Source organism: Microcoleus sp. AT3-A2, assembly GCF_036705685.1.
Classification (GTDB): domain Bacteria; phylum Cyanobacteriota; class Cyanobacteriia; order Cyanobacteriales; family Microcoleaceae; genus Microcoleus.
In genome coordinates, this window is the sequence record NZ_JAUBVF010000067.1 from 18,788 (window position 1) to 33,940 (window position 15,153).

The window sequence follows — 15,153 nt, forward strand, 5'->3', positions numbered from 1 at the left end:
GAGACTTGGGCGGAATATTTGATTCTCCGGCGTCCCCTTCAAACATGGGGGAATAATGACAAGCGATTTTAAACAGGATGGAATCGGGAAAGTACCTTTTTAATGAGGTTGGGGTATGTGCAGGGCTTTAGTCCGATCATAGTTAGCCAAGCCAGGGAGTGCTTCTTCTTAGGAAAGCTTCTTGTTATTTCTCAAAAGTTACGATGGCAGGGAAGATTGCACATCCTTCTTATGACTCACCTGAGTGGGTGAGTTGGAAGGATTTTCCCTTGGAGTCGGCGGATTCAGCGAAGGTTGGGGAGTCACCCACTCCGGCGATCGCACTTTTTTCCTTGGCTAGTTGCTCGGTTAACCACTCAATCTCTGACGCCAGCACTGACTTGCAGCGATCGCGAGAGGCAAATTGATAGTCGTCGGTTAGTGGGTATTCGCTCTTGAGGCTTTCGATGTAGTCTTGCCGGGTGTAACAGGCTCGCAAGCGGTGTTCCAATAGCTTCAGCCGTTCTTCAGGTTCTAAGTCGCCAAAAAAGAAAAACTTGATTTGGAACCGGGAACCACTGTTAACCCAGCTTTCTTGAGGGTGTTCGAGCATTTTTTGTCGCCAGAGCTCGCGCCCTTTGGCGGTAATTCCGTAGATTTTGCGCGGACAGCCCGCATCTCCGGCTTCTTCGGCTATTACCGAAATCTCCCCTCGCTCTTCCAAGCGTTTCAGCAGCGGGTAAATCGCTCCGTAGTTGACGCTGATGCAACTGCTCATAAACAGCTCCAGTTTTTGCTTTAGCCGATAGCCGTGCAGGGGTTGCAACTGTAGCAGCCCAAGTGCTGATAATTCAAGCATTTATATCAATTTGATATTATAGTCTGCATTATATCACTATATCGGACTCAAGCGCGATCGGGTCAATCCCTAGTTTCAAAGAATATTTACAGCTAGATGCAAATTAAATGATATTTGTCAATACACTTAAGATATACTTTTTAATATCCAGAGGGATTTTTATTGTGGAACAGGTCGGAAAGCCTATTCTTGAGAATGGTGCAAGATCTCAGATTTCTGCCACATATCTCTTCTTGGCAAGAGAATCAGAACTTTTATTGTTAGGATTTGGTTGAATTTTTCAACCCTGACACACTTTATTATTTATTGAAGATTGATTGCAGCCACTGTTTTTTTTGTAGCTAATACTCCTATTATTTTTCTCAAGTATTGCAGTAAAAAAAGTGTTGGGTTTGTTTCCACTCGCCCTGTTTGTAATTAATGTACGTATCTGTGAGATGTTAGCTCTTGGTTGAGGCATCAAAAAAGCAACGCACCATACGGGTAGTTTAACCCAGATGTTTTTCCATTCCCGTAATCATCCTCAAAGATGATTTTTCATGAAAAATTTTCCCGATTATATGCTATTAATATGACACAAAGAAAGTGATTTATCTTCCTCATTAAACCCCAATTAACGCCCTATAATTACTTGAAAGAGCCATCCAAAAAGCATCACACTCAAGAAAATCACGCCTCCGACAATTAATATCAAACCCAACATTAACGCCACCACAAATAGCCAATCGGCTTTTTTACCTTGTTCAGGGGAACCTAAATGAGCATCCAGCAATTCTATATTTTTGACATTAGCTTTCCAAGCAACGTCCAACAAATCTCCGGCTACCGGTACAGTACCAGCAACTGTATCAAATACGATATTAGCTGCCATTTTTACTAAAGTCTCTTGAGGCACTCCCATTTGAGCGGATTTGAAGACAACATATCCTGCAAAAATTGAACTGATTAAATCGCCGCCGCCCGGTATAAGTCCCAATATCGGATCGAGTCCGATGCGGTATTTGGTGCCGGGAATCGGAATTGCATTGTCTAGTAAATGGCTGATCCGGCGGAGTCGGCGCAAGGATGCAACATGAGATTGGCTGGGAGTATTTGGGGAGGAATTTTGTATAGGAGAACGTGACATTTAATTGCTCTCGATTGCGATATTATTGCTAGTTTATGATATTTATTAAAGCATATTCTAGTTTTGTGTCTATGCCTCAAGCAAGATTTTTAGTAATTTTAGTCGATCGGCTTTGGTTTGTTTTTGAACGAACAGAAACCCGGTTTCTGTTCAAAACCGGGTTTCTTGCTTCTAGCTGGGGGCTTTTAATTTAGCCTTTTATTTGTTGCCTTCTGTGAAGTCGGCGTCAATCACGTCGTCGCCGCCAGTTGGGCCGCCGTCTCCATAGCCACCAGGACCACCAGGGCCGCCAGGGCCGTCAGTCGGGCCGCCTGCTTGCTGGTACAGGTTGCTGCTGACAGCGTAGAATGCTTGCTGCAACTCGGTTGTCAGTGTCTTGATCCGATCGTCATCTTCACTCTCGATCGCGGATCGCAAGTCTTTAAGCAACCCTTCAATCTTAGTTTTGTCATCAGCGGGAACTTTATCGCCCAATTCTGCCAACTGCTTCTCGATTTGATAGGCTTGAGAATCAGCTTGGTTTTTGCGATCGATCCTTTCGCGACGTTCCTTGTCAGCAGAAGCATTCGATTCGGCTTCCCTCACCATGCGATCGACTTCATTGCTGGGCAAAGTAGAAGCACCAGTAATGCTAATCGATTGCTCCTTGCCAGTACCTTTATCCTTAGCAGCTACATTCAAAATACCGTTAGCATCGATATCGAAAGTAACTTCAATTTGAGGTACGCCACGGGGGGCTGGTGGAACTCCATCTAAGCGGAAGGTTCCCAAATCCTTGTTATCATTCGCCATTTCCCGTTCGCCTTGCAAAACGTGAATTTCCACGTTTGTTTGGCCGTCTACAGCAGTCGAGAAAGTTTCCGACTTCTTGGTAGGAATAGTGGTGTTGCGGGGAATGATTTTGGTCATCACGCCACCCAATGTTTCCACGCCGAGAGAGAGCGGAGTAACGTCGAGCAACAAGATGTCTTTGACTTCGCCGGAGAGTACGCCTGCTTGAATTGCTGCACCGACTGCGACCACTTCGTCCGGGTTTACCGTTTGGTTGGGGTCTTTGCCAAGGAGTTTTTTGACCAGTTCTTGCACCGCAGGAATCCGCGTAGAACCACCAACTAAGACGACTTCATTAATTGCAGATTTGTCTAATTTGGCGTCCCGGATCGCATTTTCTACGGGGATGCGGGAGCGATCGATCAAATCCGAGCATAGTTCTTCAAACTTGGCCCGCGTCAAAGTCGTGTCCAAGTGTTTTGGCCCGTCTTGAGTCGCGGTAATAAATGGCAGGTTGATTTCTGCTTGGGTAACGCTCGAAAGCTCAATCTTGGCTTTTTCGGCTGCTTCCGTCAGGCGTTGCAGTGCTTGTTTGTCTTTGCGGAGGTCAATTCCTTCGGCTCTTTGGAATTCGTTAGCGATGAAATCGACGATTTTTTTGTCGAAGTCGTCACCGCCGAGGTGAGTGTCTCCAGAAGTTGCTAACACTTCAAATACGCCGTCGCCTACTTCGAGAATAGATACGTCGAAAGTACCGCCACCTAAGTCAAATACGAGGATGGTTTCGTTGCTCTTTTTATCTAATCCGTAAGCTAAAGCTGCTGCTGTAGGTTCGTTAATAATCCGCAGCACTTCTATACCGGCAATTTTTCCCGCGTCTTTGGTAGCTTGGCGCTGGGAGTCGTTGAAGTAAGCGGGAACAGTAATTACCGCTTGGGTGACAGTTTCGCCGAGGTATTTGCTGGCGTCTTCTACCAGTTTGCGGAGAACTTGTGCAGAAATTTCTTCTGGGGCAAATTGCTTGCCGCGGGCGGGACAGTCCAGTTTAAGGCTGTTGCCAACTTTGAGGACTTTGTAGGAAACTTCAGTGGTTTCATGGGCTACTTCATCAACCCGACGCCCGATAAACCGTTTTACTGAGTAAAAGGTGTTTTCGGCGTTCATCACGGCTTGACGCTTGGCGATTTGTCCGACAAGTTGATCGCCATTTTTAGCATATGCTACTACAGAAGGTGTGGTGCGACCCCCTTCGGCGTTGGCTATGACGGTGGGTTTGCCGCCTTCCATAACTGCGACGCAGGAGTTTGTCGTACCTAAGTCAATTCCAACTACTTTTCCCATAGGGGTGTTCCGGCTCCAATCTCTACAAAATTTTGGTGTCTTATCTGTGCGATAGTCTGGTTATTCAGGACTGCGATTTTACCTCGCGGTTTACGGGTAGTGAGTCCTGCTTTAATACAGTCTTCGATAGGGTGCTTATCTCTATACTGCGGGCGGTAGACCTTGCGATGAAGGGGTATTTACCGAACCTGTTGGGGGACGGTTGCATCCGTGAGGCTTGCACCGCTACAGTTGTTGACTGCTTTTCTTTACTCTTCCCAATGTACGGTGTGTGATGGATTCGGGTATTGTGGCAAACCGTATACGTTGTGTTGTATTTGCCGTCTTATGTATATAAATTTTGTTTGGTTGGTAGGGGCGATCGGTTTTTTGACTTCAAATCAGGTTTAATATCAATTCTGAAAAGGGACACGACTATGCCGTGTCCCTAGCCGTTTACTTCCAGGCTGTGCCTGGGAAGGAATATATTATTGAGGGAGAGCCTCAAGTCCGCCTGCTGGGAATCTCGGAAAATTCTTGAATTTTCCAGCTTTTCATTGCTATTTTTTACCTATCAGCAGAGCTGCAGGAAAGTAGCTGAGAGCTTCACCAATTGCCAACGTACCGTTACTTTCTACCGCCTGATTTGTAATTGCATCTTTCCAAACCGACGGCATTTGCTCGGATAATTTCAAATTAGTATCTTTCCAGACTTGTTTGCCGATCGGCATTTCTTCCGGTTTGACAATTCCCGTCAAAAACCGGGGAGCAATGACAATAACGGTAGTCTCTCCAAAGCTTCTGGAAAAGGCAACAACATTATCTTTAAACGTGCCAACTGCTTGCAGGGGTAGATAGTCGCCTGATTGAAAAACTTGCAAGTATTTTTTTCTCGCTTCTAGCGCTCTTGCCGTCAAAAACAACTTAATTCTCGCGTCTTCTCGCGTCGCAATCAAATCTTCAACCAGTTGCAAAATATCCGTCTGAGCTTGCTCTTTAATTTCCCGCAAAACCTCGATTCTGCGATCAAAATCAACGGGACGGCGGTTATCCGGATCGACGTGGCTTAAATCCCAGAATTCCGTCCCTTGATAAATGTCGGGAACACCCGGAGCCGCGATCTTCAGCAGTGTTTGGGATAAAGAATTGAAAATTCCGTAATTAGCTACTTTTTTCCAGAAAGGTTTAAATTTGTTGAGAAAGGGATTTTGTTCCGAAGGTTCGAGAACGCTATCGACAAAGGTCATAAAGCCAGCTTCGTAGTCGTTATCCGGTCTCAGCCAAGCCGTATAAACTTTGGCTTCACGGACAGCTTTAATGACATAATCTTTCACGCGATCGACATAATCAGTGTTTTCAATTCCCTCAAAGGGAAAACTGCCTAGCAGAGTTTGGTACAAGAAGTATTCGTCATTAGTATCTGGAACCATTCGATTCACAAAGTTGACTTTCTTAGAAGAGTTTACCTCTCTCCAAGACCTGACTTGCTGTTCCCATTCATCGGGAATTTCTGACAAAACGTTAAGTCTGGCTCGCACATCTTCGCCACGTTTGGTATCGTGGGTAGCTGTAGCATTCATTTTGTGAGGCCAAGCGGCTTGTTGCCGTTGGTTGAACTCGTGAAAATCTCCCAGCGACACGCCGAACTGACTGGGATTTCCTCCCACTTCGTTGAGGGATAAAAGCCGATAGTAGACGTATAAAAGCGTGTCTTCAATGCCTTTTGCCATTAATGGGCCTGTCAACTGCTGGAGTTTCATTACAAAGTGCCGGCGCTGCTCTTTTTGTTCGGGTGTTAGGGTTTCTTCTTCTTCCAGTAACAGCACCGTTTCGATAAATTTAAGTTCCTTGAGGAGTCTGGGTGCTTGTTCTTTGGCATGAGCGATCGCATATTTTACGTAAGTGCGATCGGACTCTCTCAAACCGTCTTGATTGATGTAGGTTCGGTAGACTGGAAAAATTGTCAAAACAGCCGCCAATGCTTTTTCCAAACCGGGACGAGTAAAGTCATTTCCCTGTCTCGATTGACCGGAAATATTCTTCAAAAGTTGAGCTAGATTGTCTACGTCTCCCGCCAAGTTTTTCTCAACAATCAGCCCTTTTTTATCTAAAAACAACTGTTCGTAGGGAACGGTCAAGCGAGTAAATCTCTGATATATTTCGGTAAATTGCTGCTCGCGATCGCACCGACAGAAAACGCCGTTTACGTAATTCAAAAAGTCGTAGCCGCTAGTTCCCTCAATCGGCCAATATGACGGCAAATCTTCTTCGTGTTCCAGAATTTTTTCAACAGTAATATAAGTGTCTCCGACTTTCTCTCGGAGGCGTTTCAAATATTCTGTGGGGTCGTACAGTCCGTCGATGTGGTCGATTCTCAATCCGGTAAACTTTCCCTCATCAACCATGTCGAATATCAGAGCATGGTTTTTATGAAAAACTTTAATCTCTTCAACTTTTACCGAAATAAGTTCGTTGACCGTAAAAAACCTTCGGTAGTTAATTTCCTCGGCCCCCACTTTCCAGAAAGACAGACGGTAAAACTGCTCGGAAAGCAATTCGTCTAGCAAATTAAAGCTTTCTGAATTTCCCTTTTCTCCGTTAAAAACTTTGATATTTTCATCGATAAATTCCTGTACAAGGGGATTTTGATTGTAGAGTTCCCACAGCAGTCCTTTGACAAAAGCTATCTGATCGTATCTGGTTTTACCTTTAGTTTCTGAAGGTGTGTTTTTAATTAAATAAAGAATTCCTAAAAACTTGATAAAATCTGGATGGCGTCTGCCTAATTCTCTGGCTAAATGCCCCAAGTTATGACTGATGAATTTAGCATAAGATTCAATTCTTACTGGCAATTCTAAGCTATAATAATTGATTGTTAGCCCAATTTCGCTGTATTTGAGTTGAATCTCGCCATTTTCCAGACACTCTCCATAAAAATTGCCCAGCAGCGGAGCCAGCACTCGACCCCTGAGATGCTCGTAAGCGTGATTCCATTCAATATCGAAGTAATCGAAATAGTCGGAATCTGGCCCATGTTCCAATACGTCTAACAGCAGCAAATTTTGAGTGTCGTAAGCCATGTGATTCGGAACAATATCTTGCAGCCACCCCATGTTCCGTTTCTTGATTTCGTATGTGAGACCTTCAAAATTTTCTGATGTTCCCAAATCGGGATTGAGCTGATTTGAGTCAACGACATCGTATCCGTGAGAGCTGCCTTTTCTGGCTTTAAATATTGGTGAAGCGTAAAGGTCGGTAATTCCTAAATCTTCCAGATAGCTAAGGATTTGTTTGGCGGCTTCAAAGTTAAAACCTCCATGAAATTGAATCCTATAAGTTGTTGTGGGAATTCTCATCATGTTAATTTTACTCCTGGTTTTTTAGGGTTTTCTCTTTTAATATATGAGGCAGAGCCTCCTCTACTGCATTCCCGGGCAGAGGCTGGGAACGAGATAGGCTCTGCCTCCCGTTTCTTGTGGGACTAGATTCCGCGACAGAGGCTGAGAACGAGAGAGGTTCTGCCTCCTGTTGCTTGTTCCTAGGCTCTGCCTGGGAACGCCTGTATTTGAGGCTCTGCCTCCCGTTTTAATTACTCTAATTCATAGAGTGCAAAACTATGCGGTTTAACGGTCAATTTTTGCTGTGAATTTATCTTTTCAGGCAAGCTATAACCTGAACCCATCCATTTTTCATCAGCAGAGTCTAAAATTTTGTTCCACTTGCCTTGGGGGAGTGCAGCCGTAAAAGCTACCTCTTGCCTGTTGAAGTTTAGAATGCAGAATATCTGGCTGTCATCTGTCCAGCGACGTAGAAATAAGATTTTTTCCGCTTCAATGCTGGACACTTCTAGACTGTTTTTGTCGAGTTTTTTAAGGGCTGGTATTGTCCGCCGCAGTTGAATCAGATGTTGGTGCCATTCCCAAAGGATTTTGTGTTTGCCTTCGGTTTGTTTTTCCCAGTTTAACTTACACTTATCGAAAGTCTCAGGACTCTGGGGGTCGTGAAACTCGCCTCGGTCTTCAAAGGCTTTAAATTCTTGTTGTTTGTCTTTGCGGATAGCTTCAATTAAGTTTTCGTCCGAGTGGGAAACGAAGTAAAAAAACGGTGCTTCTTCTCCGTATTCTTCTCCCATAAAAAAGAAGGGAATGTAAGGAGAAATTAAGACTGTGCCGGCTGCGAGTTTCAATCCTTCAAAGTCAACTATTTTGGATAGTCTGTCTCCCAAAATGCGGTTGCCAATTTGGTCGTGGGTTTGGGCAAACACCACAAATTTATGACCCGGTTCATCCTTAACAGAATTGCCGTGTTTCCGCTTTCTGTGGGGGGCGTACTGGCCGGAGTAAACAAAGCTTTCTTTGAAGGCTTTTTCTAAGTGTTCGCACTTGCCGAAATCTTGGTAGTATCGGTCGTCTTCTCCGGTGAGCAAGGCGTGCAGTGAGTGGTGGAAATCATCGCACCATTGGGCGTCTAATCCGAAGCCACCCAATTCTTTGGGACGTATAGTGCGGACATCATTTAAGTCACTTTCGGCTATTAAGTAAAGTTGCCGTCCTATTTCTTGGGAAATATCGGCTGTGGCATCGGATAGTTCTTGTAAAAAAGGTCTGGCACCTACTTCAAATATTGCTTGAATTGCATCTAATCTCAGGGCGTCGATGTGATAGTCTCGAAACCAGTATAGAGCGTTTTCAATAAAGTAGTTACGCACGCCGTCGCTGTAGGCGTCGTCGAAGTTGAGGGGGTCTCCCCAAATCGAGCCGTATTTTGATGTAAAGTAGGGGCCGAATTGACTGAGGTAGTTGCCTTCGGGGCCGAGGTGATTGTAAACTACATCGAGAATTACTGAAATGCCGTGTTGGTGGCAGGCGTTGACGAGTGTTTTGAAGCCTTCGGGGCCGCCGTAGGAGTTTTGAACTGCGTAGGGATATACGCCGTCGTATCCCCAGTTTCGTTCGCCAGGAAATTGGGCTACTGGCATTATTTCGATGGCGTTGATTCCCAATTCTTTGAGTTGTTTTAGCTGGGGAATTATTGCTTCAAATGTTCCGGCTTGGGTGAATGTGCCGACGTGCAGTTCGTAAATAATCATTTCGGCTAGCGGCACGCCTTGCCAATTTGTGTCAGTCCAAGTAAAAATATTTTGATCTATTACTTGCGACGGAGCGTGTACGCCTTGGGGTTGATATTTTGAGGCTGGGTCTGGTCGCTCGATTTTTCCTTCGATTTGGTAAGTATAAAGGGTTCCTGGTTCGATGTCTGTAGCTGTAGTTTGCCAATAACCTTCTGCAGATTGTTGCATGGGTATCAGGCGTTTTTTTGGGGAAACAATTTGGACTGCGATTTGTTTGAGGGTGGGCGCCCAAACGGTAAATTCACATTGGTTATTGCCGAGGTAATTTGCTCCTATCTTCACTTTGAGCCGTTCTCCTTATAAAATAGGTTGGTAGTTCGATCGCCCGACGCGCTATCAAATGCTTGCCCTTAACGTTCAGCGCCTGTTTAGACGGTAATATTACTTAATATAACAAACAACTAACTTTAGACAGAGGCATCAAAGGCTAAAATTGTATATTGGGGAAAATTAGCGGTTGGTTATGTCTAAATTAGAGCATGAATCGGCACGGGGGCGATCGCCAAATTAGCGGCCTGCAAGCGTTAATATTTCTGGTTGATATCATGTCGAAAATCTACCTAAAGGTAGGTCAAAAATCAGCGCGAGTGTGTTTTTATGGTTATGGCTTTTGGACGGGAAATCTGCTGCAATCTCGACTCGGCGGAATCTCGCGAGTGGTTGGTCACAAACGGGATCGGCGGTTACGCTAGCGGGACGATCGCAAATCTCCTCACCCGCCGCTATCACGGCTTGCTGATAGCCGCCCTCAAACCCCCGCTGGGACGCACTTTGATGCTCGCCAAGCTGGACGAGACGGCTGTGTATCACGATCGCGCCTATCCGCTTTATACAAACCGCTGGGCCGACGCGACGATGGAACCCCACGGCTACAACTACATCGAAAGCTTTCACCTCGAAGGCACGACGCCTGTTTGGAGGTTTGCTCTCGCCGACGCTATCCTGGAAAAGCGGATTTGGATGCAGCAAGGTGCTAACACAACATATATTCAATACCGCTTGCACCGCGCCTCACAGCCGATCGCCCTCGCTGTCAAAGCCCTAATCAACTATCGCGACTACCACCACACCACGAGCGTCGGCGATTGGCAGATGAGCCTACAAACCTTGGAACGCGGGGTTTGCGTGACTGCATTTCCCAAGTCTGCACCCCTGTACCTGCTGACGGATGCCGAACCAGAGGCGAATTTTCGAGTTTCTACGCCTTTATACAATTGGCATTACGGATTTGACCTAGCAGCCGAAAAGCGGCGCGGATTGGACTACTGCGAGGATCACTTGCACGCGGCGACTTTTCACATGACGATCGCACCGGGAAGTTCTCTCACATTGATAGCCAGCACCGAGAAAAATACCGAACTCAACGGCGGTACAGCTTTAGAAGGGCGCCGCACTTATGACCAACAACTGCTGCAAAACTGGTCAAAAGTGAGCGAATCTCCAGACTGGATCAATCACTTAGTGCTAGCCGCCGACCAATTTATCGTCAGCCGCCCGCTACCGGAGGAATCCCAAGGCAAAACGATCATCGCCGGATATCCCTGGTTCAGCGACTGGGGGCGCGACACGACGATCGCCCTGCCCGGTCTCACAATCTGTACCGGGCGATGGGAAATTGCGCGATCGATTTTGCGGACATTTGCGCGGTATGTCGATCGGGGAATGCTGCCAAACCGCTTCCCGGATGCGGGCGGCGCACCGGAATACAACACCGCAGACGCTACTCTGTGGTACTTTGAGGCAATTCGCGCTTATATCGATGCCACGGGGGACGAGGAACTTTTGAGCGAACTCTGGCCTACTTTATGTGAGATTGTTGATTGGCACATACAGGGAACTCGGTATAATATCCGCGTCGATCCCGATGACGGTTTAATCTACGCGGGCGAAACCGGCGTGCAACTGACTTGGATGGACGCGAAAATAGGCGATTGGGTGGTGACGCCCCGGATTGGTAAGCCGATCGAACTCAGCGCGCTTTGGTACAATGCTATACAAGCTATGGCAAGTTTTGCTCGAAAACTGGGCCAGCCTCACAATGAATACCAGCAATTGGGCGATCGAACAGCCGCCGGATTCCCTCGCTTCTGGAACGCCTCAACCGGTTACTGTTACGACGTTCTCGACGGGCCCGACGGACACGATAGTTCGCTGCGGCCCAACCAAATATTCGCCGTATCCCTGCCCCTAGACTCGATTCCTCCTCACTCCGCCAACTCCTTGTCAGCGGGGATGCGCCAAGAAACCCGCTATACACCGTTACTGACGCCCATCCAGCAGCGCGGCGTGGTGGACGCCTGCGCTCAACAGCTTCTGACTTCTGTCGGCCTCCGCAGCCTCTCGCCGCAGCACCCGCAGTATCGCGGCGTATACGGAGGCGACCAATTGCAGCGCGACAGCGCCTACCACCAGGGCACAGTTTGGGGCTGGCTGATTGGCCCGTTTGTCTTGGCGCACTTACACGTATACAAAAACCCAGCACAAGCGAGCGAATTCCTCGAACCGATGGCACATCATATAAGGGGCTGCGGAGTTGGCAGTCTGAGCGAAATTTTTGAGGGCGACGCCCCCCACTCGCCGCGGGGCTGCACGGCTCAAGCTTGGACTGTAGCTGAGGTGCTGCGGGCTTGGTTGGCAATTAATACTGTGGGTGTTTAAATGGGGAATGTTATCTTTGGTGGAAAAAGAGATTTATGGCATTATTATTAGCGGGCGATATTGGCGGAACTAAGACAATTTTGCGCTTAGTGGAAAGGACTGTTAACGGTGAAATGAACCCACTTTACGAGTTCCGCTATCCGAGCGGGGAGTTTCCCGATTTAGTACCGATGGTGCAGCAGTTTTTGACGGAAGCTGCTACGAAATTGGATTTTACGCCATTGCCTGAAAAAGCTTGTTTTGCGATCGCAGGCCCGGTGGTTAATAACACTGCAAAACTGACTAATTTGCCTTGGATGCTGGATGCGAAGCGTCTGGAACAGGAATTAGGAATATCACACGTTAGTTTAATTAATGATTTTGTCGCGGTTGGTTACGGCGTGTGGGCTTTGGACGATCGAGATTTGCACACTTTGCAAGTTGGAAAACCCCGCCAACACGATCCAATTGCTGTGATTGGTGCGGGTACAGGTTTGGGAAATTGTTTTGGAATTCCCGAGGCAAATGGCATCAGGGTTTTTTCTTCGGAAGGGGGACACGGTGACTTTGCGCCTCGTTCGGAGTTGGAGTTTCAATTGCTGAAATATTTGTTAGCAAAACACGACATTCCCAGAATATCGATCGAGCGTGTAGTTTCGGGACAGGGGATTGTTTCAATTTACCAGTTTTTGCGGGACAAAAAGTTTGCTCCTGAATCGCCGGAGATAGGGGAAGTTATCAAAAAATGGGAGTCAGAAATCGGTAAAAGCGAGAAGACTGTCGATCCGGGGGCGACAATTGCACAGGCGGCCCTCAAAAAGTGCGATCGGCTTTCCGAACAAACAATGCAAATGTTTGTAGAAGCCTACGGTGCAGTGGCAGGAAATCTGGCTGTGACACTGTTACCTTACGGCGGTTTGTACGTAGCTGGCGGCATTGCTGCTAAGATTTTGCCGCTGATTCTAGAAGGGGGTTTTATGCGAGCTTTTACGCACAAAGGCCGGATGGATTCGCTGTTAGAAATGATGCCAGTTCGATTGGTTTTGAATCCCAATGTAGGGTTAATTGGTGCGGCTGTTTGTGCGGCCGGTCTTTAGGAGATTTCAAGTAGAAGTTATCTTATTGATTACTCGGCGGTTGAAAGAGACTGTTGGCGAATTCCTGACGGGGTTGTCACCCCGTCAGCTATGCGGCTTCATATTAAATTGGTATTACCCAACTGACACATGGCGATCGCTACAATCACCCAAACCCCATCACCCTAACCCGTCCTATATGTCTACCTGTTGAAAAACGGAGCAAAACGTAATGTGAATTTTTGATCGAGCTTTCGGACGATCGTATACTTGAACAAATCGAATTGGCTTGTATACTCTTTTTGAGTCAATAACAGAGCCAGCTTTCACCGATTCAATTGACAACATTTATAATCATAATATTTTAATTGCACTACCTATGAGATAGGACAAAACTTAACTACTGTTAATATTTATTAAGAATTCAAATTAAAATAAATTAGGAGTTGTGCCGGCAGTTTCAGAAACCCGGTGGGTTTCTATATTTATCGTTATTTATCATTGCCAAACCTCGGATTTTGCCCAGAACACCGATTTTTTAGTGGAGCGTCCTGCGGACATTATAATAACTCACAATTTCTTCAGAATTACTGACTATTTTTTTAGTTGCTAAAAATGTAACAAGCCGGATATTTAGCATTTTCAGTGGGAAAGTAAAGTATAGCATCTGTTGTATGTGAGGAGAATCAAGTTTATGAGTTCAAATTTGCAACGTGGCGATCGCATTAATTTCCGTAGTCTGCTAACAGCGTTGTGTTTAACCTTAACTCTCGTCAGTTTCGTAGGATTAGATCCGGCGGCGGCTCAAGAACAGCGGATCAGAACGTTGACTGTTACTGGGCGGGGTGTGGAAGCGATTCCTACAACTCAAACGCAAGTGCGGCTGGGGGTTGAGGTGCAGGGGAAAACGGCGGCCCAGGTGCAGCAGGAAGCGGCAAGACGATCGTCCGCTGTGGTAGAGTTGCTGCGATCGCGCCAAGTCGAAAAACTCGAAACTGCCGGCATCACCCTCAGCCCGACTTACAGCTACGAAAACAATCAGCAACGCTTAACTGGCTATACGGCGACAAATACCGTCAGTTTTCGGATTAATACTGCATCGGCCGGCACTTTGCTCGACGATGCGGTGAATGCCGGAGCCACACGCATCGATGGTGTGAGTTTTGCCGCCGCCGAAAGTGCGATCGAACAAGCTCAAAAACAAGCAATCAAAAAAGCAACTCAAGATGCTCAAGCGCAAGCGGATGCAGTCTTTAGCGCGCTCAACCTGAAGCGGGGAGAGATTCTGGGCATTCAAGTCAACGGCGCTAGCGCGCCGCCTCCCATGTATCGGCAATTGGCTGGTGCTCGCGCTGCTGCTGATGCTACAACGCCTGTGGTGGGAGGGGAACAGCAGGTAGAAGCTTCTGTGACTTTGCAAATTGGATATTAAATAGTTAGGGGTTGAACTGGCCACCTCAGCTTGACCCTAACTATTTCTCGATTTATCAAGCAGCTTTTTCTACAAAAAACTTTAGCTGTTTTAACCACTTCTGCCAGTAGTCGAGAAATTGTTCGCGTCCAACACAAATATTTCCACCTCTTCGCCCGGAAGATCCACAACAATCAAAGCCTTAACAATTTTAGCGCCAAACAAAGTTTCCCTCTAAGTAATTCGGTGGAAAAATTCATAATTATCTAAGGAAACATTAAGTGGCGCGCTCTGAGTTACAGTTACGACAAATGGCTACAACCTATTATTAACTATGAACGGAATCTCTCCTTGTTCAGTGGGAGAGTTCCTCAATAAATAGACTCTCTGTTAAACCCTAGGCGATCGTATTCCTCATACACATAAAAGAGTGGACTCTTTTCTCAGATCCACTCTCTGTTAAAGTCTCTTAGCGCTAGCTTTAACAAGCTGGAGTTAAGCCCTTACTTTACCTACTCCTTATTGATTCTCTTGTCATGAATGACCACTTTGTCCTTGAGTTCAGGACTGCCGGAGAAGTGAATATCGCTATCCTGATTTTCTTCTGCGGTGGATTCGGCTAGATATTGGGCAGATGACTTAACATCGTTCGCTGCACGTTTAGCAGATTCGGCTGCATTTGGGGCAGATGATTTAAAATCATGCGCTGCACCTTGAGGAGATGGGGTTGCATTTTGGGCAGAGGACCTAAAATCAGGCACTGGAGGTTTAGCAGATTCGGCTGCATTTGGGGCAGATGATTTAAAATCATGCGCTGCACCTTGAGGAGATGGGGTTGCATTT

General features: G+C 46.5%; 8 protein-coding genes and 1 pseudogene. 3 read left to right on the plus strand and 6 right to left on the minus strand.

The window, feature by feature from the left end; translation table 11 throughout:
• Window positions 1-229 precede the first annotated feature (229 nt).
• The 5 genes from QUB37_RS25115 to treZ form a co-directional block, all read right to left on the minus strand.
• Complete coding sequence (locus QUB37_RS25115) at window positions 230-838, minus strand: PadR family transcriptional regulator (protein WP_333167331.1); 609 nt, start codon at window positions 836-838, stop codon at window positions 230-232.
• 613 nt (window positions 839-1,451) lie between these two features.
• Entirely contained in the window at window positions 1,452-1,964 is a 513-nt protein-coding gene (locus QUB37_RS25120) for a DUF4112 domain-containing protein (RefSeq protein ID WP_333167333.1), read from the minus strand.
• A gap of 198 nt (window positions 1,965-2,162) precedes the next feature.
• Window positions 2,163-4,076 carry a molecular chaperone DnaK gene (gene dnaK / locus QUB37_RS25125; RefSeq protein WP_333167335.1) on the minus strand — a complete coding sequence of 638 codons (1,914 nt, stop codon included), beginning with the start codon at window positions 4,074-4,076 and terminating at the stop codon, window positions 2,163-2,165.
• A gap of 539 nt (window positions 4,077-4,615) precedes the next feature.
• Window positions 4,616-7,411, minus strand: a complete 2,796-nt coding sequence (treY, locus tag QUB37_RS25130; RefSeq protein ID WP_333167349.1) for a malto-oligosyltrehalose synthase — start codon at window positions 7,409-7,411, stop codon at window positions 4,616-4,618.
• Between the two features lie 233 nt (window positions 7,412-7,644).
• The gene (treZ, locus tag QUB37_RS25135) at window positions 7,645-9,468 is read right to left on the minus strand and encodes a malto-oligosyltrehalose trehalohydrolase (RefSeq protein WP_333167337.1); all 1,824 of its coding nucleotides are present in this window, start codon (window positions 9,466-9,468) and stop codon (window positions 7,645-7,647) included.
• Window positions 9,469-9,783: 315 nt separating this feature from the next.
• Between treZ and QUB37_RS25140 the strand changes: the two genes are divergently transcribed.
• The 3 genes from QUB37_RS25140 (at window position 9,784) to QUB37_RS25150 (ending at window position 14,331) form a co-directional block, all read left to right on the plus strand.
• Window positions 9,784-11,844 carry an amylo-alpha-1,6-glucosidase gene (locus QUB37_RS25140; protein WP_333167339.1) on the plus strand — a complete coding sequence of 687 codons (2,061 nt, stop codon included), beginning with the start codon at window positions 9,784-9,786 and terminating at the stop codon, window positions 11,842-11,844.
• 35 nt (window positions 11,845-11,879) lie between these two features.
• On the plus strand, window positions 11,880-12,920 hold the full coding sequence (locus QUB37_RS25145; RefSeq protein WP_333167341.1) for a glucokinase: 1,041 nt from the start codon (window positions 11,880-11,882) through the stop codon (window positions 12,918-12,920).
• 673 nt (window positions 12,921-13,593) lie between these two features.
• Window positions 13,594-14,331 carry an SIMPL domain-containing protein gene (locus QUB37_RS25150; RefSeq protein WP_333167343.1) on the plus strand — a complete coding sequence of 246 codons (738 nt, stop codon included), beginning with the start codon at window positions 13,594-13,596 and terminating at the stop codon, window positions 14,329-14,331.
• Window positions 14,332-14,822: 491 nt separating this feature from the next.
• Here the strand turns inward: QUB37_RS25150 and QUB37_RS25155 are convergent.
• Window positions 14,823-15,153, minus strand: a pseudogene (locus tag QUB37_RS25155) (hypothetical protein); the annotation flags it as partial.